The organism is Gordonia sp. UBA7599, from assembly GCA_002477755.1.
Taxonomy (GTDB): Bacteria; Actinomycetota; Actinomycetes; order Mycobacteriales; family Mycobacteriaceae; genus Gordonia.
On the sequence record DLKD01000091.1, the window covers coordinates 7669 to 30474 of the forward strand.

Annotated in this window: 23 protein-coding genes and 1 tRNA gene; 10 read left to right on the forward strand and 14 right to left on the reverse strand. The window is 68.2% G+C overall.

Annotated features, from left to right (window positions below):
- Positions 1 to 1008: DEAD/DEAH box helicase (locus B4L26_RS10585; RefSeq protein ID WP_290718774.1), on the reverse strand; the 1008-nt coding region annotated here is incomplete at its 3' end.
- 146 nt (positions 1009 to 1154) lie between these two features.
- On the opposite strand from B4L26_RS10585, the gene B4L26_RS10590 reads away from it, so the two are divergent.
- Entirely contained in the window at positions 1155 to 2939 is a 1785-nt protein-coding gene (locus B4L26_RS10590; RefSeq protein ID WP_290718776.1) for an AMP-dependent synthetase/ligase, read from the forward strand.
- On the forward strand, positions 2920 to 4128 hold the full coding sequence (opgC, locus tag B4L26_RS10595; protein ID WP_290718778.1) for an OpgC domain-containing protein: 1209 nt from the start codon (positions 2920 to 2922) through the stop codon (positions 4126 to 4128). Before B4L26_RS10590 ends, opgC begins: the two co-directional genes overlap by 20 nt.
- Here opgC and B4L26_RS10600 read toward each other — a convergent pair.
- Together B4L26_RS10600 and B4L26_RS10605 are read right to left on the reverse strand one after the other, a co-directional pair.
- Positions 4116 to 5630, reverse strand: a complete 1515-nt coding sequence (locus B4L26_RS10600) for a DUF7059 domain-containing protein (RefSeq protein WP_290718780.1) — start codon at positions 5628 to 5630, stop codon at positions 4116 to 4118. The two genes, opgC and B4L26_RS10600, sit on opposite strands and share 13 nt — an antisense overlap.
- Positions 5612 to 6349 carry an HNH endonuclease family protein gene (locus B4L26_RS10605; protein ID WP_290718782.1) on the reverse strand — a complete coding sequence of 246 codons (738 nt, stop codon included), beginning with the start codon at positions 6347 to 6349 and terminating at the stop codon, positions 5612 to 5614. Before B4L26_RS10605 ends, B4L26_RS10600 begins: the two co-directional genes overlap by 19 nt.
- A gap of 116 nt (positions 6350 to 6465) precedes the next feature.
- Between B4L26_RS10605 and B4L26_RS10610 the strand changes: the two genes are divergently transcribed.
- Complete coding sequence (locus tag B4L26_RS10610) at positions 6466 to 7185, forward strand: trypsin-like serine protease (protein ID WP_290718784.1); 720 nt, start codon at positions 6466 to 6468, stop codon at positions 7183 to 7185.
- A gap of 69 nt (positions 7186 to 7254) precedes the next feature.
- On the opposite strand, the gene B4L26_RS10615 is transcribed toward B4L26_RS10610, so the two are convergent.
- A tRNA-Leu gene (locus B4L26_RS10615) sits at positions 7255 to 7336 on the reverse strand.
- A gap of 69 nt (positions 7337 to 7405) precedes the next feature.
- On the opposite strand from B4L26_RS10615, the gene B4L26_RS10620 reads away from it, so the two are divergent.
- Together B4L26_RS10620 and B4L26_RS10625 are read left to right on the forward strand one after the other, a co-directional pair.
- Positions 7406 to 7822: a transcriptional regulator gene (locus tag B4L26_RS10620; RefSeq protein ID WP_290718786.1), complete on the forward strand. Its 417-nt coding sequence runs from the start codon at positions 7406 to 7408 to the stop codon at positions 7820 to 7822.
- A complete protein-coding gene (locus B4L26_RS10625) occupies positions 7819 to 8184 on the forward strand; it encodes a DUF3817 domain-containing protein (protein ID WP_290718788.1) in 366 nt (121 codons plus the stop codon). Before B4L26_RS10620 ends, B4L26_RS10625 begins: the two co-directional genes overlap by 4 nt.
- Before the next feature lie 22 nt (positions 8185 to 8206).
- Here B4L26_RS10625 and rdgB read toward each other — a convergent pair whose 3' ends face one another.
- The 10 genes from rdgB to clpS all read right to left on the reverse strand — a co-directional run bounded on the left by rdgB (position 8207) and on the right by clpS (position 15213).
- Positions 8207 to 8818, reverse strand: a complete 612-nt coding sequence (rdgB, locus tag B4L26_RS10630) for an RdgB/HAM1 family non-canonical purine NTP pyrophosphatase (RefSeq protein WP_290718790.1) — start codon at positions 8816 to 8818, stop codon at positions 8207 to 8209.
- Positions 8819 to 8829: 11 nt separating this feature from the next.
- The gene (rph, locus tag B4L26_RS10635) at positions 8830 to 9588 is read right to left on the reverse strand and encodes a ribonuclease PH (RefSeq protein ID WP_290718792.1); all 759 of its coding nucleotides are present in this window, start codon (positions 9586 to 9588) and stop codon (positions 8830 to 8832) included.
- A 25-nt stretch (positions 9589 to 9613) separates the two neighbouring features.
- Positions 9614 to 10396: a cyclic nucleotide-degrading phosphodiesterase gene (locus tag B4L26_RS10640; protein WP_290718794.1), complete on the reverse strand. Its 783-nt coding sequence runs from the start codon at positions 10394 to 10396 to the stop codon at positions 9614 to 9616.
- A gap of 82 nt (positions 10397 to 10478) precedes the next feature.
- Positions 10479 to 11282, reverse strand: coding sequence for a glutamate racemase (murI, locus tag B4L26_RS10645; RefSeq protein WP_290718830.1), 804 nt, complete (start codon positions 11280 to 11282; stop codon positions 10479 to 10481).
- Positions 11283 to 11354: 72 nt separating this feature from the next.
- Positions 11355 to 12323, reverse strand: a complete 969-nt coding sequence (locus B4L26_RS10650) for a PLP-dependent cysteine synthase family protein (protein WP_290718796.1) — start codon at positions 12321 to 12323, stop codon at positions 11355 to 11357.
- 3 nt (positions 12324 to 12326) lie between these two features.
- Entirely contained in the window at positions 12327 to 12656 is a 330-nt protein-coding gene (locus tag B4L26_RS10655; protein ID WP_290718798.1) for a MoaD/ThiS family protein, read from the reverse strand.
- A 2-nt stretch (positions 12657 to 12658) separates the two neighbouring features.
- Entirely contained in the window at positions 12659 to 13159 is a 501-nt protein-coding gene (locus B4L26_RS10660) for a M67 family metallopeptidase (protein WP_290718800.1), read from the reverse strand.
- Positions 13160 to 13173: 14 nt separating this feature from the next.
- Positions 13174 to 14289: a P1 family peptidase gene (locus B4L26_RS10665; RefSeq protein WP_290718802.1), complete on the reverse strand. Its 1116-nt coding sequence runs from the start codon at positions 14287 to 14289 to the stop codon at positions 13174 to 13176.
- Positions 14289 to 14882, reverse strand: coding sequence for a DUF2017 domain-containing protein (locus B4L26_RS10670; RefSeq protein WP_290718804.1), 594 nt, complete (start codon positions 14880 to 14882; stop codon positions 14289 to 14291). The genes B4L26_RS10665 and B4L26_RS10670 overlap by 1 nt, the downstream gene beginning before the upstream one ends.
- 13 nt (positions 14883 to 14895) lie before the next feature.
- Positions 14896 to 15213: an ATP-dependent Clp protease adapter ClpS gene (gene clpS / locus B4L26_RS10675; RefSeq protein ID WP_290718806.1), complete on the reverse strand. Its 318-nt coding sequence runs from the start codon at positions 15211 to 15213 to the stop codon at positions 14896 to 14898.
- Positions 15214 to 15231: 18 nt separating this feature from the next.
- On the opposite strand from clpS, the gene B4L26_RS10680 reads away from it, so the two are divergent.
- The 5 genes from B4L26_RS10680 to B4L26_RS10700 all read left to right on the forward strand — a co-directional run bounded on the left by B4L26_RS10680 (position 15232) and on the right by B4L26_RS10700 (position 22804).
- Complete coding sequence (locus tag B4L26_RS10680) at positions 15232 to 16533, forward strand: nicotinate phosphoribosyltransferase (RefSeq protein ID WP_290718808.1); 1302 nt, start codon at positions 15232 to 15234, stop codon at positions 16531 to 16533.
- A complete protein-coding gene (locus B4L26_RS10685) occupies positions 16523 to 18586 on the forward strand; it encodes an ATP-dependent DNA helicase (protein ID WP_290718810.1) in 2064 nt (687 codons plus the stop codon). The genes B4L26_RS10680 and B4L26_RS10685 overlap by 11 nt, the downstream gene beginning before the upstream one ends.
- On the forward strand, positions 18583 to 20853 hold the full coding sequence (glgB, locus tag B4L26_RS10690; protein WP_290718812.1) for a 1,4-alpha-glucan branching protein GlgB: 2271 nt from the start codon (positions 18583 to 18585) through the stop codon (positions 20851 to 20853). The genes B4L26_RS10685 and glgB overlap by 4 nt, the downstream gene beginning before the upstream one ends.
- Before the next feature lie 125 nt (positions 20854 to 20978).
- On the forward strand, positions 20979 to 21410 hold the full coding sequence (locus B4L26_RS10695; RefSeq protein ID WP_290718814.1) for a nuclear transport factor 2 family protein: 432 nt from the start codon (positions 20979 to 20981) through the stop codon (positions 21408 to 21410).
- A gap of 176 nt (positions 21411 to 21586) precedes the next feature.
- Positions 21587 to 22804, forward strand: a complete 1218-nt coding sequence (locus B4L26_RS10700) for a M23 family metallopeptidase (RefSeq protein WP_290718816.1) — start codon at positions 21587 to 21589, stop codon at positions 22802 to 22804.
- Positions 22805 to 22806 lie beyond the last annotated feature (2 nt).

A 22806-nucleotide genomic window follows, 5' to 3' on the forward strand; every position in this document is an offset into this window, starting at 1 on the left:
GCGGCCGATGCGGTGGACATACGACTCGGTGTCATGCGGGATGTCGTAATTCACGACGTGGCTGATGCGGTCGACGTCGAGTCCGCGAGCGGCGACGTCAGTGGCGACGAGGATGTCCAGCGAGCCGTCCTTGAGCTGGTTGATGGTCCGCTCGCGCTGGGCCTGCACCATGTCGCCGTTGATCGCCATCGCCGAGTGACCGCGGGCGCGCAGCTTCTCGGCGAGTTCCTCGGTCGCCTGCTTGGTACGGACGAAGACGATCATCCCGTCGAACTGCTCGACCTCCAGGACGCGGGTCAGCGCGTCGAGTTTGCGCTGGTGGGAGACCTGCAAGAACTTCTGCGTGATGTTCTGCGCCGTCGACGTCTTCGACTTGACGGTCACCTCGACGGGATCGTGGAGGTACTTCTGTGCCAGGCGGCCGATTGCCTTGGGCATCGTCGCCGAGAAGAGTGCGACCTGCTTGGTGTCGGGGGTGTCGGCGAGTATGCGCTCGACGTCCTCGGCGAACCCCATAGTCAGCATCTCGTCGGCCTCATCGAGGACCAGGAACTCCAGCTCGGAGATGTCGAGGGTGCCCTTGTCGAGATGGTCGATCACGCGTCCGGGCGTCCCGACGATGACCTGCGCGCCCCGGCGTAGGCCCGACAACTGAACGCCGTAGCTCTGCCCGCCGTAGATGGGCAGCACGCGCAGCTCGGGGATGTGGGTCGCATACCGCCCGAACGCCTCGGCGACCTGCAGAGCCAGCTCCCGCGTCGGTGCCAGCACGAGAGCCTGCGGCTTGCGGGCCGACGTGTCGATGCGCGACAGGATGGGGATGGCGAACGCAGCGGTCTTGCCGGTGCCCGTCTGGGCCAGGCCCACGACGTCGCGCCCGGCCATCAGAGGTGGAATGGTCGCGGCCTGGATCGGCGACGGCGTCTCATAGCCGACGTCGTTGAGAGCGCGGCGCACCCGGTCGTCGATACCGAGGTCGTCGAAAGAATCTGCGTGATCGGTGGTCATTATGGACGCCAACTCTATCGCCGATCGGCTCCATCACGCGCATCCGTCGAAATCTGACCAACCCGGATGTGACGCCCAGCACAGGCTTGCTACCGTGACAGCGTCAAATCAGACACGCCGAGTTGACCACCACTGGGAGCGACACCATGCAGGAATCGACCAAGCCCGCCAATTTCACGATCGATGAGAACGCAACGTGTGTGGATACCGTGCTGCGCTACCGCGCCGAGAATCCCACCATGCCGCTGTTCCGTCGCCATGTGAACGGCGCGTGGGTCAACGTCACGGCTGCACAGTTCGCCGACGAGGTCGACGCCGTCGCCAAGGGCCTCATCGCCTCGGGCGTGGCGGCCGGTGATCGCGTCGCACTGTTGTCCTCGACGCGCTACGAGTGGACCGTCATCGACTACGCCATCTGGCGCGCCGGCGCGACCACCGTCGCCATCTTCGACACCTCCTCACCCGACCAGGTCGACTGGATCCTCACCAACTCGGGCGCCTCGCTGGTCATCCTGGAGACCCAGAAGAACCTCGCCTACCACGGCGAGGTCATCAAGAACTGCCCCGAGGTCCGCGAGACGCTCATCATCGACGACGGTGCGATCGCCGAACTGGCCCGCCGCGGTGCCGCAGTGACCGATGCCGACCTCGATGCCCGCCACGCTGGCAGCAATGCCGCCGACGCCGCGACTCTGATCTACACCTCGGGCACGACCGGCCGACCCAAGGGCGTCGTCCTGACGCATGCGAACTTCCTCGCCGAGGCCGCCGCGGTTCGCGCAGGGTTGGGCTCGATGATGACGCCGGGTAAGTCGACGCTGCTATTCCTCCCCCTGGCCCACGTGTTCGCCCGCGTCATCGCGATCACCGCCCTGGAGAACAAGGTCATCGTCGGACACACCAGTGACATCCCCAACCTGGTGGCCCACTTCGCGGTCTTCTCCCCCGACTTCGTCCTGTCGGTGCCGCGCGTGTTCGAGAAGGTGTACAACTCTGCCGAGCAGAAGGCGATCGACGGCGGCAAGGGCAAGATCTTCGCCAAGGCCGCCGCGACCGCCGTCGAGTGGAGCAAGGCCCAAGACACCGGTGGCGCCGGCCTGGGCCTGAAGCTGCGCCACGCGGTGTTCAACAAGCTGGTCTACGGCAAGTTGCGCGACGCGCTGGGCGGGCGATGCGAGGCGGCGGTGTCCGGCGGCGGCCCGCTCGGCGCGCGACTGGGCCACTTCTTCCGCGGCGCCGGCGTCCCGATCTACGAGGGCTACGGCCTCACCGAGACCACTGCGGCGGTCACCGCCAACCAGCCCGGCCAGCAGAAGGTCGGTAGCGTCGGACGCCCCGTCGAGGGCGTCAGCGTGGCCATCGCCGAGGACGGCGAGGTGCTGCTCAAGGGCCCGGTCGTCTTCGGCGGGTACTGGAAGAACGAAGTGGCCACCGCCGATGCGATCGTCGACGGCTGGTTCCACACCGGCGACCTCGGATCGCTCGACGACGGCTACCTCTCGATCACCGGCCGCAAGAAGGAGATCATCGTCACCGCAGGTGGCAAGAACGTCTCGCCGGCCCAGCTCGAGGACACCATCCGCGCGAATGCGCTGGTCAGCCAGTGCCTCGTCGTCGGTGACGCCCAACCGTTCATCGCCGCGCTGGTCACGATCGACCCGGAGGCCTACCCCGGCTGGCTCGAGCGCAACGGCCTGCCCGCCGATACGCCTCTCTCGCAAGTGACCGAGAACGCCGCCCTGCGGGCGGAGATCCAGACCGCGATCGACGCCGCGAACGCGACGGTGTCCAAGGCCGAGGCGATCAAGAAGTTCGCGATTCTCGACAGTGACTTCACCGTGGAGAACGGCGGGCTGACCCCGACGCTCAAGCTGAAGCGCAACGTCATCCACGACGCGTACAAGCAGGCAATTGCCGACCTCTACACCTAAGAGTTCGGCCACACCCGGCACCGGGGCCGTGGGTCGCGATTGGGCAATCGACGCGACCCGCGGCCTCGCCATCTGGAGCATGGTCGCCGCCCATTTCGCGGGCCCCAAGTCCATGCTCGGGCGCCCCACGCATTCCTATCCGTACGTCGACGGGATGGCGGCCTTCGTCCTACTGTCGGGATTGGTGTTCGGGATCGTCTACGGCGGGTGGATCGTGCGACGCGGCGGTCCGTTCACCTACCGACGGCTGGGCAAGCGGCTCGTCGTGCTCTACCTGTGCCAGCTGGTGATTTGCCTGGTCGCCGTCGCCGCGGGGATGGCCGGCTACTACTCCCTGGTCCGGTTGCGCCCAGTCGGCGACGCCGGGACCGGCATCGGGCTGTCGTTGCTGCTGCGCTACCTCCCCTCCGGCGGCGACATTCTGCTCATGTACCTGGTCTTCCTGGCCGTGGCAGGACTCTTGCTGCCGCTGCTGCGACGAGGATTCGGGTGGCTGATCCTGGTCACCTCAATCGCGCTGTACGCGTACTCGCAGTTCCACAGCCCGGACTGGTTCTTCATCACGAGCTCGCCCGGACGCAAGTGGATCGCGGCACCGGACTGGTCGCAGTGGTGGACCATCGCCTTCGGCGGCTTGGAAATCCAGAACTGGGCGGCCTGGCAGGTCATGTTCTTCCCTGCGCTCGTCCTGGGCTGGTACTGGCGCCGCTGGCGGGCCGACGAGTGGTTGATCGCCCGGCTGCCGTGGTTGCTGCTCGCTGCGGTCGCGGGCTGGTGCTTCCTGTACTTCGGTTTCAAGACCGGGCCGTGGCACCACATTGAACCGTCGATCGCCGACAAGGTCGACTTCCGCGTCGCCCGGGTCTTCGCCTCGTGGCTGCTCGTGATGACGCTGTACGCGCTATTCGGCTGGCTGATCCCCCACCTGCAGCGGCGCAACCTCTTGCGGCCGTTGATCATGACCGGCGCGCGCAGCCTGGACTCCTACGTCCTGCAGGCGCTGCTGCTGGTGGTCATCCCGATCTTCGTCGTCGCGCGACCCTGGTCGCCGATGGTCACCGCAGCGGTCACCCTCGGCGTCTTCGGACTGTGCTGGGCGTGGGCGGAGTTCCGGCGCACCCTCGGCGTCGACAAGCTCCACCGGCTACCGGTGATCCTGTTCCGCAGGTTGTCGTCTCACACCGCCTGATAGGCGATTCCACGGGCGATGGCCTCGCGCACGACGGGCATGGCAGCCTGTGCGAGCGCATCGGCATCGACGTCGTGGTGGGCGGCGAGCAGGGCGATCAGGTCGGCGAGCGCCACCTGCCCCCGACAACCGGCGAACAAGGCACGCGACACCTCGTCGAGCGGAATCGCTGCACCGGGGCCGCCGGGACGGCGCAGCACCGACCCCACGCATTGCCAGCCGTCATCGCCGGGCAGCAAGTGCTCCTCGAGCATGACCGGCGAGGTCGACAGGCGCATCGCCAGCAGATCCTCATCGGAGTTCTCGGCCAGGAAGTCCTGCCGGGCCAGGAATGCCTGTGCCTCGTCGCCGGTCACCTCCTCGCCTGCACCGGTGATCTCTTCGACGATCTGAAAGCGAACCGCACCACCGACTGACGGGCGGCGCAGCGTCAACACGCCCATCCCGACCGCCACGATGCCGGCATCGGCGAAGTAGTCGAGCCACTCGCGGCCGCGCGTCGCAATGCGCTCCGGGGACTCTCCGGCATCGGCGAGCCAGAGGCTCACGTAACTGATGGGGTCGGCCAGCTCACGCTGCACCACCCAGGCGTCGAGGCCGGTGTTCGCCAACCACCGGCGCGGTCGGGCCGACCAGTCGTCGACGTCGGTGACCGCCCAGTTGGCCAAGACACTCGCGACGCCGCCGGGGTTGAGGTGCTCCGGTAGCTGCGCGATCAACTGTTCGCACAGCCCGTCGGCCGGCACCCCCGAGTCGCGGTAGATGTAGTCCTGGTCGCCGCGGCTGATGACGAACGGCGGATTGGACACGATCAGGTCGAAACGCTCCCCGGCCACCGGCTCGAACAGGCTCCCTCGACGCAGGTCCCACGACTGCCCGCTCGCTCGTGCCGTTGCTGCAGCCAGCGCGAGCGCGCGGTCGTTCGTATCGGTGGCGACGATGTCGGCGCAGTGCGCCCCCAGGTGCAACGCCTGCACGCCGCAGCCGGTGCCGACGTCGAGCGCGCGACGCACGGGTGCTCGGATCACCGCCCGCGCCAACGAGACCGATGCCCCTCCGATACCCAACACGTGGTCATGGGCGAGCGTCCCCGAGCGTCGACCCGAGTCCTGGTCGGCGAAGACGAGGTACTCCCCCGCATCGTCGGCGTAGGGCCGCACGTCGAGGATCGGCCGCACCGTCGCACCGCCGTCGGCGACGGCAACGATCCCCTGCCCGGCCAATTCATCGACGCCGACACCGCTCAAAGCCCCTTCCAGCGCAGCGACCGCCCGCTCCTCGCCGAGCAAGAACAACGCGATGAGCGTCGACAGACGACGATCGTCGGCGAGGACTGCCGCAGCCGGCCAACTGACACCGCCGGTGAGCGCTGCCGATACCTCGGCGCCCAGATGCGCCTCGATACCGTCGGTGGTGAAACCGGCACGGCGCAGCGCCGCGGCGAACCGGTCAACGACGCCGAGGTCGGCACACGGGTGGCCCATCACGCCGGCTTCGGACATGCCAGCAGCACCGCCCGCATCGCATTCGCCTCTTTCTGTGTGACCCAGAGTCCGTAGGCGAGCTTGACGTCGAGCTGGCGGTTCACATAGGTGCACCGGTAGGCGGGGTCGGGCGGCAGGAATCCCTCGGCGTCGTAGGGGCCTTTGGTCTGGTTGATCGCGCGGGACACCGCCTGCAGGTTGCGCGGATCGTTGGCGAGGTTGCGCCGCTTCTCGTCGTCGAAGAAGCGGGCACCGGTCGTCCAGGCGTTCGCCAATGACACGAGGTGGTCGATCTCGACGTCGCCGGAAGTGTTCGGACCGCGCACGAACCGCACCGTCTTGCCCGTGTACCGATCCACCAGGGTGCCCGTCGAGACGAAGCAGCCCCCCGGCCGCATCACGACGTCGGTGAGGTCGCGGCGCAGGATGTCGTCTCGGGTGTTGCAGCCGTTGTGCCCGAACTCCACATTCACGTTGTCGTCCCACAACGGACCGAACGCCCCTCGCCCGTACCCCTTCATCGACACGCGCTTGCGCACCGGGAGCTTCGCCACCTTCCCCAGCCCCACGGTATCGATATAGGTGCCGGACCCGCCGACGTCGATCGTTGACGGAATGCCCGATTTTTCGATCGACTCGACCTGGTTGCGGACGTATTCCTGCAGGCCACAGCCAGAAACCATCACCACCAGTACACCGAGCAGCACCGTCAGCGCGGTCCGCAACCTGAGAATCACCTCCGAATTATGCGTCAAGAAGGTGTCAGTTTGGCTTACGAATTGCCCGGGGCTGCCGACGAAACTAGCGTAGACGGGACTTGTTCAGCTCCTTTATCGATCGAGGTTCATCACCCATGCGTGCATCCGTTCTGATGACCGCTGCCCTGGCACCGGCGGCGATCGCACTGTCCATCGGCGTGGCCGCGCCCGCCATGGCGGCGCCGACCACCGACTCGACGGTTATCGCCTCGGGAATGGAGATCCGCCGCCCGACGACGATCATCACCGAGGCCAAGTGCACCCTCGGAGCCGTGATCAACTCGACCCGCGCCCTGACTGCCGGACACTGCGGCAAGAAGGGTGAGGACCTCTTCAACACCAACGGCGACAAGATCGGCACCATCACCACCAACCTGATCAGCCGGCACGCCGACATCGCGGTCGTCACGCTCCTGCCCGGCCAGCGCGTCAAGGTCGACCGGATCGACTGGGGCGCCAAGGTCAAGCAGGGTGAGCCGGTGAGCAAGTACGGCGCCACCACCGGGTTGTCCCGCGGCGTTGTCGTGACCCCGAAGCCGCAACTGATCCAGGCTGTGGAGTGCCCGCTGCCCGGACCGTTGACCATCGCCTGCGCCTTCGCGCCGCCGAGCCTGCTGGTGAACCAGTCGACGCTTGTCGTCGAGGCGACGTTCCGCTCGGAGGGCGGCGACAGTGGCGCGGGCATCCGAGCCAACGGCGGCCCGATCGTCGGCATCCTCTCCTCCAAGGCGCTCGCGGCGACCGACTCGGAGAACCGTGAGGTGACGCGCTCGTTCTACACCCCGGTCTCGCTGGTTCCGAAGAGCCTGCGGTAGACCCCAACACGCACAAGAGCGCCGGACCGTTTCAGGTCCGGCGCTCTTGGCGTATGTGCACGACTACCGTGCGCGAGACAGGACTTGAACCTGCACGTCCGAGGACACTGGAACCTAAATCCAGCGCGTCTGCCAATTCCGCCACTCGCGCGTATCGCGCCGCCCACACTACACCGAGGCGATTGGCCGGTCCGATCGCCCGGCGGGTACCGTCGGTGTCATGCCGTCTGAGCCCCGACCCCGGCGCCACCGTCCGGCGCTGATCGCGTTGACGCTGGTAGCGGCAGTGGCGTGCCTGGGACTGGCCTATTGGCAGTGGACCCGGTTCGAGTCCGCCTCGGGTACCTTCCAAAACCTCGGCTACGCCTTGCAATGGCCGGCGTTCGCCGTCGCGGTGATCTACGCCTATCGCCGATTCGTCATCCTGGAGAGCGACCCGCAGGAGCAGGCCAAGCTCACCGCCAAGCAGCGCAGCGTCGATGCTCAGATCCGCGCCGACCTGCTGCCCGAACGCCCCACGATCCCCAGCGCCGACGCCGCGCTCGACGGACCGGCCGACACCGACGATGATCTGGCCGGCTACAACGCCTACCTGAAACAGCTCAACAAGTCCGCACCCGATAGGAATCCGACGTGACCGACGCCGACCAGTCCGCACCCCCGACCGTCAGCGAGACCGCACGACCCAACGCCGCCGCGATTCCCGGGGCGCTGACGCGCTACCGGGTCCTGGCGTGGATCACCGGTATCTGGCTACTGGTCCTGGTCGGCGAGATGATCGCGAAGTACGGCTTCGGCGTCGACGATTTCAGCTGGATCGGCGTCGTCCACGGCTGGGTGTACTTCGTCTACCTGATCTTCTGCATCGACCTGGCGATCAAGGCGCGTTGGGGATTCGGCAAAACGCTGGGTACCGCCCTAGCCGGAACCATCCCGTTCCTGTCGTTCTACGTCGAGCACATCCGTACGCGCGACGTGAAGCAGGCCTACGGCCTCTGAGCTCGGCTCAACCCATCGCGGATCAGCTCAGCGCGCGCAGCAACGGGAGCAACTGCGCCAGCGCCTTGCCACGGTGGCTGAGCGCGTCCTTCTCCTCCGCAGCCAATTCCGCCGAAGTGCGCCCACCGGCAGCCTCGTCGTCGGGGACGAACAGCGGGTCGTAGCCGAAACCGGCCGCACCACGGGGCTCGGTCACAATCGAGCCGCGCCACTCGCCGCGCACCACCGCGGTTTCGCCTTCTGGATCCACCAGAGCGCACGCAGAGACAAAGGCCGCCCCCCGACGATCAGCGGGCACGTCGGCGAGCTGGCCCAGCAGCAGCGCGTTGTTGGCCTCGTCGTCGCCGTGTCGGCCCGACCAGCGGGCCGACAACACGCCGGGCATGCCGTTCAATGCGTCGACGGCCAGACCCGAGTCGTCGGCGACGCACGGGAGTCCAGTGGAACGGGCCCCGGCGCGCGCCTTGATCAGGGCGTTCTCCTCGAACGTCGCGCCGGTCTCCGGCTCCTCGGGGAACGGTGGCACATCGTCGAGTCCGACGACCTCGACGCCGGTCAACCCGGCGGCGGCCACGACGCGGCGCAATTCGGCGAGCTTCTTCGCATTTCGGCTCGCCAGCAACAACCGGCTCATGTCGGTGGGCTTCAGGACGACAGTCCGGGCAGCGAACCCGGGTATTCGCCGGCGAGGGCCTCTTGCTGCGCGGCGCACAGTTGTGCCGTGCCGGCCTGGGCGAGATCGAGCAGCCGATCCAGCGTTGCGCGGGAGAACGTGGCGCCCTCGGCGGTGCCCTGCACCTCGACGAGGGTCCCGGCGTCGGTGGCCACGACGTTCATGTCGACCTCGGCGCGCGAATCCTCCTCGTACGGCAGATCCAGGCGCACACGGCCGTCGACGATCCCGACACTGACCGCGGCGATCGCACACGACAGGGGTTGAGGGTCGGCCAGCTTGTCGTGGGCGCGCAAGTAGGTCACCGCGTCGACGAGGGCGACGTAGGCACCGGTGATGGCCGCCGTCCTGGTCCCGCCGTCGGCCTCCAAGACGTCGCAGTCCAGCGCGATGGTGTTCTCGCCGATGGCCGCCAGATCGATGCACGCCCGCAGCGACCGCCCGATCAGTCGGCTGATCTCATGGGTGCGACCGCCCACGCGGCCCTTCACCGACTCACGGGCTGAGCGCTCATGTGTGGCGGCGGGCAGCATCGCGTATTCGGCGGTCAGCCAACCCCGCCCCGATCCGCGCCGCCACGGCGGGACCCCGTCGGTGACGCTGGCGGTGCACAGCACCCTGGTATGTCCGAATTCGACCAGCACCGAACCGGCCGGGTTGCTGGTGAATCCGCGGGTGAACTTGATGGGCCGGAGCTCGTCATCGGCTCGGCCGTCTGCACGTGTCGTCACGGGCTTCACTCTAGTGCGCGGGGCCTTACGCGCGTGACGACACCGCGGAGACGTCCAACTCCTGGCCCTGTTGGACCAGCTCGATGTGGCCGGAGAAGCTGGAGCGGACCTCGGCGAGGATATCGGCGGTCGACGTCCACGGCGGGATGTGCGTGACCGCGAGGACGCCGACACCGGCTGCGGTGGCGGCCTCGCCGGCCTCGACGCCGGACATGTGCAGGTGCGGCGGACGGCTCGCGGGATCGTGGGTCCACGACGCCTCGCAGAGAAACACATCCGCGCCGCGCGCCAACTCGACGAGCTCGTCGCACGGGGCGGTGTCACCGCTGTAGGCCAGCACCTCCCCGTTGGGGCCCGTGACACGCAGGCCGTAGGTCGCCGGCGGGTGGTCCATCCGGTAGGGGGTAAAGGACAGTCCGCGCAGTTCAACGGCCTGACCTTCGACCCACTCGGAGACCTCGAACGTGTCGCTGATGTCGTCGACTTCGCCGGGGAACTCCGACGATCCGGCGCCGATGCGCCCAGCGGTGCCCTCGGGCCCCCAGAGCGGTACCCGGCCGATGGCAGGAACAGGCGCCCACCGGCGCCACACCAACATCGCGGGCAGATCCATGCAGTGATCGGCGTGCAGATGGCTCAGCACGACAGCGACGTCGTTGGGATCGGCGACGGCCTGCAGCTCGCCGAACACGCCCGGGCCGCAGTCGATCAGGACCGGTAGCTCACCGGGTACGGACACGAGGTATCCCGAACATGCCGCCCCGGGGCCGTTCACGCTGCCCGAGCATCCAAGAACCGTCAGATGCATGGGGACCACTCTGCCACGCCGCTCGCGAGGGACAACGTCGAATCGGCGTGTTGGGACGCATCCGTGATGCGGGCGAACCGCCTCACAGGTGCTGGACCTCCCCGACCGCCGGGCCGAGGAACCGCCTGGCGAGCTTCGCGAACGATTCCGGGTCACCGGTGGCGGTGAACACGCGGTGCGCCTCGCGATCAGAGTGCGGGTGCAGCAGGTCGAGCTCAGTCAAGACGCGCACCACATCCTTGGCGGTCTCCTCCGCGCTCGACACGAGCGTCACCTCGTCGCCGACGGCGAGCTGCACTATCCCCGACAGCAACGGGTAGTGGGTACAGCCGAGGACGACGGCGTCGACCCCGGCGTCGCGCAACGGCTCGAGATAGCCTTCGGCCAGGCCGAGGATCTGGCGGCCGCTGGTGATCCCCCGCTCGACGAAATCGACGAACTTGGGGCAGGCCGCCGAGGTGATCTCCACGTCGGGGGCCGCGGCGAACGAATCGTCGTAGGCACGGGAGGCGATGGTGGCCTCAGTGCCGATCACGCCGATCCGGCCCGACTTCGTCGCCGCGACGGCTCGCCGCACCGCGGGCAGGATGACTTCGACGACGGGGATCGGCGCGTAGCGCTCCCGGGCATCGCGCAAACAGGCTGCCGACGCGGTGTTGCACGCGATCACGATCGCCTTGACGCCGCGGGAGGCGAGTTCGTCGCCGATCGCCAACGCGTGGCGGCGCACCTCCGGGATGGTCAGCGGGCCGTACGGTCCGTTCGCGGTGTCGCCGATGTAGACGATGTCCTCGTCGGGCAGCTGGTCGATGATGGCGCGTGCGACGGTGAGGCCGCCAACGCCGGAATCGAAAATTCCGATCGGCGCCCGTTGATCGATGCTGATCGCACTGCCCTCACTGACTGGAGACGACTCGCACGGCCGGAGTCCGGCAAGGATTTCCCGGCAAGTTTACGCTCAGGCCCACAACTGCCCTTCGACCGCGGCCACCGCCTCGTCGGGGTCGGTGCTGTAGACACCCGTCGAGAGGTACTTCCAGCCGGCATCGGGCATCACCATCGCGATGTCGGCCCGTTCACCGTTGCGGGCCGCAGTGCTCGCCAGGCGCATCGCGGCATGGAGAACGGCCCCGGTGGACACACCCGCGAAGATCCCCTCGGCATCGATGAGCTGGCGCACCCGCGCCACCGCGTCCTCGCCGGTCACCGAGAACCGTCGGGTCAGGACAGACTCGTCGTACAGCTCAGGCACGAACCCCTCGTCGACGTTGCGCAGGCCGTACACCTCATCGCCGTACCGCGGCTCGGCAGCGACGATCGCGATGTCGTCACGCTGCTCGCGTAGAAACCGGCCGACGCCCATCAGCGTTCCGGTCGTCCCCAACCCGGCGACGAAAGCCGTGATCTCGGGCAGGTCGGCCCACAGCTCGGGTCCGGTGCCCTCGTAATGTGCGCGGGCGTTGGCCTCGTTGCCGTACTGGTAGAGCATGGTCCAGTCGGGGTTGGTCGCCGCCAATTCCTTGGCCATCGCCACGGCCGTGTTCGACCCACCGGCTGCGGGTGAGGAGATCACGCGCGCGCCGTACATCTCGAGCAGTGCCCGGCGCTCGGCAGACGTATTCTCCGGCATCACGCAGATCAACGAATAGCCCTTGAGCTTGCACGCCATCGCCAACGAGATGCCGGTATTGCCGCTGGTCGGCTCCAACACCGTGGCCCCCGGCACCAACGTGCCGTCGCGCTCGGCCGCCTCGACCATCGCCAGCGCAGCGCGGTCCTTGATCGACCCGGTCGGGTTGCGGTCCTCCAACTTCAGCCACAGGCGCACGTGCGGCTGGTCCTCGTCGCCCCACTGCGGCGACAGCCGCTGCAACCCGACGAGCGGGGTGTGCCCCACCGACTCGATCAGCGAGTCGAATCGCGCCACCGCTCAGCCTCCGGCGACAGGTGCCGACTTGTCGCCTCCGGCGACGGTTGCCGACTTGTCGCCTCCGGCGACGGCCGGCAGCACAGTGACATCGTCGCCGTCACCCACCTCGGTGTCGAGACCGCCGGTGAAGCGGACGTCCTCGTCGTTGACGTAGATATTGACGAATCGTAGTAGCGCGCCGTTCTCATCGCGCAGGCGTCCGGCGAGCCCGGGGTGATTCGTCTCGAGGTCGGTGATCACCGCGCCCAGGGTCGCGCCGGTCGCCGGCACCCGCTTCTCGCCGCCGGTGTGGGCGCGCAGGATCGTCGGGATCGATACGGAGACTGCCATGGTCACTCCTTGTCGTTGGTCGAGTGGTTGTGAGCCGGGTGGGCCGGGGATGAGGGGTCGGGCACGTCGAATCGACTCTGTGCCGCGCCGTCACCGGAATCGACGACGGTGATGGGCTCAGCGGTGATCACCCCGTCGACGATGCGATAGCTGCACACCAGGGCGACGTCTGGGTCGGCTGTCCCGACGAGCACGTAATGGGCGTCGGGCTCGGCGGCCAACCCGGAATCGGTTCGCGACGGATAGGGGTCGGTCGCCGTGTGACTGTGATAGATGACGACCGGCACCTCGTCGGCGTCGTCCATCGCCCGCCACACCTTCAGCTGCTCGCCGGAGTCGAACCGGTAGAACGTGGGCGAGCGCTCGGCGTTCATCATCTCCACGATGCGCGTCGGCTCGTCGGATCCCTCCGGCCCGGGCAGCACGCCACACGCTTCGTCGGGGTGGTCGGTGCGCGCATGGGCCACCATCGCCTCTACCAGGCGTCGATCGATTCGCAGCAAGTCCGATTCCCCGCTCAGCCGTCTGTCCGGTGCACCACCGCCGACGGCAGCAGCGAGCGCAGCGACGCGATGTCGGCGACCGGGGTGGCCGCCAGCACCGCGTTGACGATGGCCCGTTGGGTGACCGTCGCCGCAGCCGCACTGACTTCGGCAACAATCGCAACGTCGCGATGCATTCCAACCGGCGTGAATTCGCGCACCGCGTCACGCGCCGCACCGGGCACCGCACCGGTCGCAACGGCGAAGATGGTGTCGCCGTCGAGCGGGGAATGCGCGGGCACGATGGCCCGTGCCAATCCATCGTGGGCGGCCATGGCGATGCGCTTGGTGCAGGCCTGGTCGAGGTCGGCGTCGGTCGCGACGACGCCAATCGTCGTGTTCAACGGCGTCGTCGACGCGGCGCGCGCCTGTGCCAGCGCGTCCAGATCCGTAGCCGACGGCGGCCGCAGCCCGTAGTACTCCAGATCGGCGGTGCCGGCCCCCCACGGCAGACCCGTCGTCGGGTCGAGGACATCGCCGACCGGATTGGCGACGATCAGCGCCCCGACGGTGATCCCCGCGGCCGCACCGTCAGCGAGGGTGAGGCTGGCCGTGCCGATACCGCCTTTGAGCGCCCCGGCGCGCGCACCGGTCCCCGCTCCGACCGTGCCGATGGCGAAGTCGGCTGCCGCGGCGGCCAGGGCCTGCGCCCCGAAACCGGCGTCGGGGCGCGCCAGCCAGTCGCCGACGAGCAGGTCGAAGATGACCGCCCCGGCCACGATCGGCACGACGTGTCCCAAGGCATCCATGGGCAGCCCGACACCGCGCTCCTCGAGCGCCAGCATCACGCCGTCGGCGGCGGCCAGGCCGAATGCGCTCCCGCCACCCAGAACGATGGCGTGCGTGGTCTGGACGGTGTTGGCCGGATCCAGCAGGTCGGTTTCCCGCGTCCCAGGCCCACCGCCGCGCACATCGACGGCGGTCACGGCGCCTTCGGGAACGGTGAGGACCGTCGTCCCGGTGGCCCATCCGGTGCCGGGCGATTCCGGCGTCCCCACGGTGACCACGTCGTCCAACCTGCTGTGATGCCCGACGGCGATCCCGGCGACGTCGGTGATCCGATCACCCGCCACCGCGCTCACTCCGCCCATCAGCGCATCAGCTCCTCGACCAGGATCCACTGCTGCTCGGTCAGCCACCGGTACACGTGCAAGTGCGCGGCGTAAGGGTGGTCGGGATCGAGCTCTTCGGGGGTGTCCTCGTCGATGCCGAGCATGGCGCCGAGTGAAAGCCGCACGTCGTTTATCGCGGTCAGCCACTGCTCGGCTTGCGCGGCAGTCAGCGTGATCTCGCCCCCGCCCACCGGAACCGTATCGAGCAGGCACTGTGCGGCCGCGAGCTTATCGTCGATGATCAGTGGTTCGTTGATACTGCGCAGGGCGCCGTTGAGGTCGCCGCTGACCGTGTCGCAGCCGAGCTCTTCGTCCTGATCGGGCCGGTGGAAGTCCGGGAGCAACCGGCCCAGCGTCGCATCACGGGGCGCCGTCGAATGCCCCGACCGGATCCCGGTGATCGCCGCCAGCTCGTCGACGGGAGCCGATCCTGACCGTTCGACGAGGAGTTCGCGCATCGACGACACGATGGAGTGCAGCAATTCGGACTCGTGTTCGCTGCAGCGGGCCGACAGCGTGACCTGCGATCCGGATCCGCGTCGCTTCCAACCCGTGAGATGGCGGCGCGTCATGAATCCCCCTCCATCATGAATCGCGCTGCATCGTCGCCCACAGTCCCGCGGTGTGCAGCCGCCGCACATCGGACTCCATCTTGTCCCGCGACCCCGACGACACCACGGCCCTGCCCTCGTTGTGGACCTGCATCATCAACTCGTGCGCCTTGGCACGGGTGTAGCCGAACAACTTCTGGAAAACGAAGGTGACGTAGGGCATGAGGTTGACCGGGTCGTCCCAGACGACCGCGACCCACGGACTGTCGACGTTCTCGTCGACGATGGTCTCGGGCTCTACGACGGTGGTGCCTGCTGGCACGGCCGCGCTGCCGTCTGTCTCGAGGGACATAAGACTAGGGTAACGAGAGTGACCCGCCGTAGCACAGCCTTGCTCACCGATCATTACGAACTGACCATGATCGCGGCTGCGCGGACCCACCCGGCAGCGGCCCGACCATGCGTTTTCGAGGTGTTCGCGCGGCGACTCCCCGACGGGCGGCGCTACGGCGTCGTGGCTGGCACCGGGCGGCTCCTCGATGCGTTGGCCGACTTCCGCTTCGGCGACGAGGAGCTGGCCGCAGTGGGCGAATTCCTCGACGGCGAGACACTGCAATGGCTCGCCGATTACCGCTTCACCGGGGACATCGACGGTTACCGCGAGGGCGAGCTGTACTTCCCCGGCTCCCCTATCCTCACCGTGCGCGCATCCTTCGCCGACGCGGTGGTGCTCGAGACGCTGATCCTGTCGATCCTCAACCATGACAGCGCGATCGCCTCGGCGGCCGCCCGGATGGTGACTGCCGCGGCATCGCGGCCGATCATCGAGATGGGCTCGCGACGGACCCACGAGTATGCCGCCGTCGCGAGTTCGCGGGCCGCCTACCTGGCGGGCGTGACCGCGACCTCGAACCTGGAGGCCGCCCGCAGCTACGGCGTCCCCAGTGCGGGCACCGCGGCGCATGCGTTCACCCTGCTGTTCACCGACGAGAACGGTCCCAACGAGCTGGCGGCGTTCCGGACCCAGGTTGAGCGGTTGGGGCTGGGAACGACCCTGCTCGTCGACACCTACGACATCACCCGCGGCGTTGCCAACGCGATCGAAGCGGCAGGCCCGGAACTGGGCGCGGTGCGGATCGACTCTGGCGACCTGGGGATCCTGGCCCGTCAGGTCCGCGAGCAACTCGACTCCCTGGGCGCGCACCGCACCAAGATCGTCGTATCCGGCGATCTCGACGAGTACGCGATCGCCTCGCTGCGCGCCGAGCCCGTCGACATCTACGGCGTGGGAACGTCGCTGGTCACCGGCAGCGGCGCGCCGACAGCGGGAATGGTCTACAAGCTCGTCGAGATCGACGGCATCCCGGTCGCGAAGCGCTCGAGCCACAAGGAGTCGCACGGCGGCGCCAAGGCGGCGGCCCGCATCGCGCGGCGCAGCGGCACGGTCACCGAAGAAGTGCTGTACCCGTGGGACGCACCGGCACCGGCCGTCGACGGTCACACCACCACCGGCCTCCAGACTCCGCTGGTGCGCGGCGGCGACCCCGTCGACGCGCTTCCGTCATTGCACGGCGCGCGCGATCACCTGCGCGACGCCCTCATCACGCTGCCGTGGGAGGGCCTCGGGCTGTCGCACGGCGAACCGGCCATCCCGACCCGCCATGCCTTCTGAGGACACCGCCGACACCACCGATCTGCTCGCCACCGCCGTCGAGGCACTCGGCGGGTCGACGCGCGACGGGCAGGTCCGCATGGCCAACGCCGTCGCCCACGCCATCGACACCGGTGAACACCTGGCCGTGCAGGCCGGCACCGGCACCGGCAAGTCGCTGGCCTACCTCGTCCCCGCTTTCGCCCATGCCACCGAGTCCGGGAAGACGGTGGTCGTATCGACGGCCACCATCGCGCTGCAACGCCAACTGGTCGAGCGCGACCTGCCGCGCTTGGCGCAGGCGTTGGCCGGACCGCTGGGTACCGAGCCGACGTTCGCGATCCTCAAGGGACGGTCGAACTACCTGTGCCTCAACAAAATCCACGGCGGCATCGCCGACGAGCCCGACGCCGAGCTGTTCGACGCCTTCGAGACCTCGCGCACCGGCCGTGAGGTCACTCGTCTGCGCGAGTGGTCGTCGGACACCGAAACCGGCGACCGCGACGACTTGGTCCCCGGTGTCTCCGACCGTGCGTGGCGCCAAGTCAGCGTGACCGCCCGCGAATGCCTCGGTGCGAACAACTGCAGCTATGCCCAGGACTGCTTCGCCGAGCACGCCCGCACGCAGGCGGCCCACTCCGACGTGGTGGTGACCAACCACGCGATGCTCGCAATCGACGCTCTGTCGCCGGCCTCGATCCTTCCCGAGCACGACGTCGTGATCATCGACGAGGCGCACGAGCTCACCGACCGCATCACCGCCGTCGCCACCGACGAGCTGTCGGCAGCTTCGGTCACCCTCGCCGCCCGCCGCGCGGCAAAGCTCATCGACGAGGAACTGGTCGACGACGTCATCGGCGGCGGTGAACTCATCGGGTCACTGCTCGACGACGCTGCGCCGCGACTGCTCACGTCGCTGCCCACCGGATGGGATTCGGCGCTCGCGAGCCTGCGGGACCGGCTGTGGCGGGCGCGCAGCGGGATCGGACCGGTACGTTCCTCCGGCGACACCGACGGCGATGCCGCGGCCGCCCGGTCGGCGGCGATCACCTCTTTGGAAGAACTGCACGACGCGGCGGTCCGCGTCCTGACCGCCTTCAACGAGTCCGACCCGGCCAAGCGCCGCGACGTCGTGTGGCTCGCCGAGGAGTCGCAGCGTTCGGGTACGCGCCGGGTCCTGCGGATCGCTCCGCTGTCGGTCGGGGGTCTGCTGCGGGCGTCGCTGTTCGTCGACGCCACCGTGATCCTCACCTCGGCCACCCTCGTCGTCGGCGGGTCGTTCGACGCCCTGGCCACCACCTGGGGCCTACCCGTCGCCGGCAATAGCGCCCGCGGCGAAGCGCCCGGTGTGGGCGACGTGACGGCCAGCGGCAAGGCCCTACCCGGCGGTGACAGCGACACCGAGACGCTGCGCTGGCGCGGCCTCGACGCGGGCTCCCCCTTCGACTATCCGCGCGCGGCCATCCTCTACGTCGCCCGGCATCTACCGCCGCCGGGTCGCGGCGGACTGTCGGAGGAGATGCTCGCCGAGCTCGACGGCCTGATCAGCGCCGCGCGGGGACGCACGCTGGGCCTGTTCTCGTCGATGCGCGCCGCGCGCGAGGCCGCCGACGCCCTGCGCGAACGCACCGACCACACCATCCTGTGCCAGGGTGAGGATTCGACGTCGGCCCTGGTGCGCCGCTTCAGCGAGGAGCCGCAGACCTGCCTGTTCGGCACACTGTCGCTGTGGCAGGGGGTCGACGTCCCCGGCGATTCGCTCTCGCTGGTGGTCATCGACCGTATCCCGTTCCCGCGACCCGACGACCCGCTGGCCAGTGCTCGCGCTCGCGCAATCGAGGCGTCCGGCGGCAACGGCTTCATGGCGGTCTCGGCGAACCACGCGGCACTGCTGCTCGCCCAGGGCGCCGGGCGGCTTCTGCGCGCCACTACCGATCGCGGGGTCGTCGCCGTGCTCGACTCCCGGCTCGCAACGGCACGCTACGGCGGCTACCTGACCGCATCACTCCCCCCGTTTTGGCGCACGACCGAACGCGCCACCGTGCTGGCCGCGCTCGACCGGCTCACCGCATGACCGGCCCGGTCGTCGACCCGCGGCTGCCCGCACGGCTGGCCGACGACCTATTCGGCGGACGTCATTCCAACCCGCACGCGCTCCTCGGCGCCCATCGCCTCAGTGAGCGGACCGTCGCCTTTCGAGTCCTCCGACCTCAAGCCGACGGCGTGACCGTCGTGCTCGGCGGCAACGATGGGACGCCAACGTCGGAGCACCCGATGGCCGAGCAGGCCCCTGGTCTGTGGGTCGTCGCAGTCGCCATCCCAAGCGCCGCCACCATCCCCGACTACCGGTATCGCGTCCGTTACCCCGCCGACCGAGCCCACAATCGCGCCGACCGAGCCCAAGAATCCGTCGACCGAGCCTTCACCGTCGCCGACCCGTACCGATTCGGGCCATCGATCGGCGACGACGAGCTGGCACTCGTGACAGCGGGGCAGCATCGTCGACTGTGGGAGGTACTGGGCGCCCACGTGCGCACTCGCGACACCCCGTCGGGACCGGTCACCGGCGTCGCGTTCAGCGTGTGGGCGCCGCAGGCCCGCGGAGTCACCGTCATCGGTGATTTCGAGGGCTGGGAGGGCCGGCTCGCACCTATGCGCAAGCTGCCCAACAGTGGGGTGTGGGAGGTCTTCCTGCCCGAGGTGCGGGCCGGCGAGCTGTACAAGTATCGCGTCCATGGCGCCGACGGCACCGTCGTCGACAAGGCCGACCCGATGGCGCGCGCCACCGAAACGCCACCGGCTACCGCGTCGGTCATCGTCGACGACGGGCAGTATCCGTGGGGTGACGCGGCATGGCTGCGACACCGCGGGCGCGCGGCAGCACTGTCCGAGCCGATGAGCATCTACGAGGTCCACCTGGCGTCGTGGCGGCCCGGCCTGGGGTACCGCGAACTAGCCGTCGAACTCGCCGACTATGTCACCGCGATGGGGTTCACCCATGTCGAATTGCTCCCCGTCGCCGAGCACCCGTATGGCGGTTCGTGGGGCTACCAGGTGTCGTCGTACTTCGCGCCGACGGCGCGGCTCGGCGGACCCGACGACTTCCGCTTCCTCGTCGATTCCCTGCACCGGCGCGGCATCGGCGTGCTGGTGGACTGGGTGCCAGCGCACTTCCCGCGCGACGCCTGGGCGCTCGCCCGGTTCGACGGCACGCCCACCTATGAACACCCGGACCCACAGCGCGCCGACCACCCCGATTGGGGAACTCTGATCTTCGACTACGGGCGGCGGGAGGTGGCGGGCTTCCTGATCTCCAACGCCCTGTACTGGCTCGATGAGTTTCACCTCGACGGCCTCCGTGTCGATGCGGTCGCGTCGATGTTGTACCTGGACTATTCACGCGGCCCCGGCCAGTGGACGCCCAACATCCACGGCGGACTGGAGAATCTGGAGGCAATGGCGCTTCTGCGCGAACTCAACTCCACGGTCCACGACGCACACCCGGGGGTCCTGACGATCGCCGAGGAGTCGACGTCGTGGCCGGGCGTCACGCGCGACATCGCCGCCAGCGGGCTGGGATTCTCACTCAAGTGGAACATGGGGTGGATGCACGACACCCTGGGGTTTCTGCAGCGCGACATCGCCGACCGGGCCTTCCACCACCACCAGATCACCTTCTCGCTGATGTACGCGTTCAACGAGCAGTTCGTGCTGCCGCTATCGCATGACGAGGTGGTCCACGAGAAGGGCACGCTGTGGACGCGGATGCCCGGCGACGCCGACGAGAAGGCCCGCGCGGTCCGCCTATTCCTCGCCTACCAGTGGTGCCATCCGGGGAAGCCGCTGCTGTTCATGGGCCAGGAGTTCGGGCAGACCGCTGAGTGGGCCGACAACCGCGGGGTCGATTGGCACGAACTCGACGATGGTCCCGACGCCGACCTGCACCAGGGCATCGCGCAGCTGGTCGTCGACCTGAATGCCCTTACTCGCACCCGCCCCGCGCTCTACGCCCGGGACACGACACCCGACGGATACGAGTGGATCTCCGTCGGCGATGCCTCCTCGCCGGTCTTCGGCTTCTGTCGCCACGCCGACGGTGCGACGATGGTGTGCTTGTTCAACGTCGCCCCCGACCCGTTTGCCGAGTACCGGGTCGGGATGCCGGAGCGCGGGCGCTGGCGGGTCGTCCTGGACAGCGACGACGGTCGCTATACCGGTCGGACAACGACCGACGCTGGAAGCCCGGTTTACGAGACCGCTGAGATCCCGTGGCAGGGCCGGGCGAGTTCCATCGCGTTGCCGCTGGCAGCCAACACATCCATCTGGCTAGAACTCACCTGACCGCCGACTGGGCCATCCACCGTCGCCGACTGGGCCATCCACCGTCGCCGACTGGGCCATCCAGCGTCGCCGACTGGGCCATCCACCGTCGCCGACTGGGCAGTTGGCGCCGATACGATCATCTAGTGATAGCCGCTGTCCAACGACTCTTCGCCGCCTATGAGCGTCTGACCAACGCCGGCCTTGCCGGCGATCCCGACGCCGAGGCCCTAGCAGCCTGCTACGCCGAGGAGTTCATCGGTGCTGCACCGACGGGCGTTCGCACGGGCACCAACGACACCGAGTACCTGGAGGTCCTCGCGCAGGGACTCGCACAGTACCGAGCGATCGGCACCAAGAGGATGACAGTGAAGACGGTCGCAGTCACCACCATCGACGAACTCCACTGCATCGCCACGGTTTCGTGGTCTGCCGTGTACGACCGTGGCGAGTCGCCCGATGTCACGATCGACTTCGACGTGAACTACCTCGTCCAACTCCGAGGTGAGAACGCAGTCGTATTCGGCTGGATCACGGGCGACGAGCAGGCTGCTCTACAAGCGCACGGCATCATCTAGCGCCCAGTCGGCGGCCGACGACCCACTCGACGACCGACGACGACCCACTCGACGACGGGCGACGACCCACTCGACGGAGAAGGGGCTCTGGCGAGGCCGTTGCGCACACACGTCGGCCAGGCCGGAACTCGTCTGACCGCCAACCCGGCGAACTGCTGCCGTGGTTGGATCGACACATGGCGACACCACGCGCCCGCTGGTTGAAGTCCCTGCTCACCGCGCTGGCGGCGGCCCTGCTGGTGACGGCCTGCTCCTCGGTCCCGGCGCGGACGCCCGGCGTCCCGGGGCGACCGCCGATGCTGACCCCGCTGATCGGCGCCGCGCTGGCCGAACCAGTCCCGGTTCCCGCGACCGACGGGCGGACGCACCTGGCGTACGAGCTGCAGCTCACCAACACGCTGAGTGGCAATGTGACGCTGCAATCGCTGACCGTCGCCAACGGGAACCGTCCACTGCTGACGCTGGACGGCGTCAGCCTCAAGTACTGGACACGCGCGCTGGGCAACACCACCGTCGCGACGAATGTCCTTGGGCCTGGCCAGAGCGCCCTGGTGTGGCTGGATGTGGCGCTCACCGGCGATGCCGAGGTGCCAACCGACCTCACCCACTCGATTCATCTAAGCGTCGACAAGCCGCTCCCCGGACTGATCGGCAACGACGTCACCCAGGACGTCGCACCGGTACGGGTGTCCACGCACAAACCGGTGTCGATCTCGCCGCCGCTGGACGGCCCCAACTGGCTAGACGGCGACAGCTGTTGCGATATGACTGCGCACCGTATGGCCGTCAACCCGATCAACGGAAGGCTGTTCGCATCCGAACGGTTCGCCGTCGACTACGTGCAGTTGACCAACGATTTCCGGCTGTTCATCGGCGACCCGACACGGTTGGAGAGCTACCCGTACTACAACGCGCCTATTCACGCCGTCGGTGACGGCAAGGTGGTGTCGGTGCGGGACAACCTGCCCGATCAGATCCCTGGCAAGTCGCCCAGCGGGCTATCACTGGAACAGTACGCGGGCAATCACATCGTGCAGGATCTCGGCGACGGCAATTTCGTGCTCTATGCACATCTGCGGCCGGGCAGCATCACCGTCAAATCAGGCGACAATTTGACCGCCAAGCAAACCATCGCCGCCCTCGGTAATTCCGGCAACAGCGACGCCCCCCATCTGCACTTCCACGTTGTCGACGGACCAGATCCCTTGACGGCCAACGGATTGCCGTTTGTGATTGACTCGTTCCGGCTCGATCAGCGAGTGGCCTCGATGCTCGCTCTGGACAAGCTGTTCACCGGACAGCCCGCGCCGATGCGCCCCGGCTTTGTTTCGCGCGACGCCAACGGCGTCGGGCCGCTGGTACTCGATGTTATGAGTTACTCAGTCGGGCAATGAAT

Bases quoted from the DNA above. Each gene is read 5' to 3' on its own strand.
- B4L26_RS10590 (WP_290718776.1), top strand. From the start codon at position 1,155: ATGCAGGAATCGACCAAGCCCGCCAATTTCACGATCGATGAGAACGCA.
- B4L26_RS10600 (WP_290718780.1), bottom strand. From the start codon at position 5,630: ATGTCCGAAGCCGGCGTGATGGGCCACCCGTGTGCCGACCTCGGCGTC.
- B4L26_RS10610 (WP_290718784.1), top strand. From the start codon at position 6,466: ATGCGTGCATCCGTTCTGATGACCGCTGCCCTGGCACCGGCGGCGATC.
- B4L26_RS10620 (WP_290718786.1), top strand. From the start codon at position 7,406: ATGCCGTCTGAGCCCCGACCCCGGCGCCACCGTCCGGCGCTGATCGCG.
- rdgB (WP_290718790.1), bottom strand. From the start codon at position 8,818: ATGAGCCGGTTGTTGCTGGCGAGCCGAAATGCGAAGAAGCTCGCCGAA.
- B4L26_RS10640 (WP_290718794.1), bottom strand. From the start codon at position 10,396: ATGCATCTGACGGTTCTTGGATGCTCGGGCAGCGTGAACGGCCCCGGG.
- B4L26_RS10655 (WP_290718798.1), bottom strand. From the start codon at position 12,656: ATGGCAGTCTCCGTATCGATCCCGACGATCCTGCGCGCCCACACCGGC.
- B4L26_RS10665 (WP_290718802.1), bottom strand. From the start codon at position 14,289: ATGGGCGGAGTGAGCGCGGTGGCGGGTGATCGGATCACCGACGTCGCC.
- B4L26_RS10670 (WP_290718804.1), bottom strand. From the start codon at position 14,882: ATGACGCGCCGCCATCTCACGGGTTGGAAGCGACGCGGATCCGGATCG.
- clpS (WP_290718806.1), bottom strand. From the start codon at position 15,213: ATGTCCCTCGAGACAGACGGCAGCGCGGCCGTGCCAGCAGGCACCACC.
- B4L26_RS10685 (WP_290718810.1), top strand. From the start codon at position 16,523: ATGCCTTCTGAGGACACCGCCGACACCACCGATCTGCTCGCCACCGCC.
- glgB (WP_290718812.1), top strand. From the start codon at position 18,583: ATGACCGGCCCGGTCGTCGACCCGCGGCTGCCCGCACGGCTGGCCGAC.
- B4L26_RS10700 (WP_290718816.1), top strand. From the start codon at position 21,587: ATGGCGACACCACGCGCCCGCTGGTTGAAGTCCCTGCTCACCGCGCTG.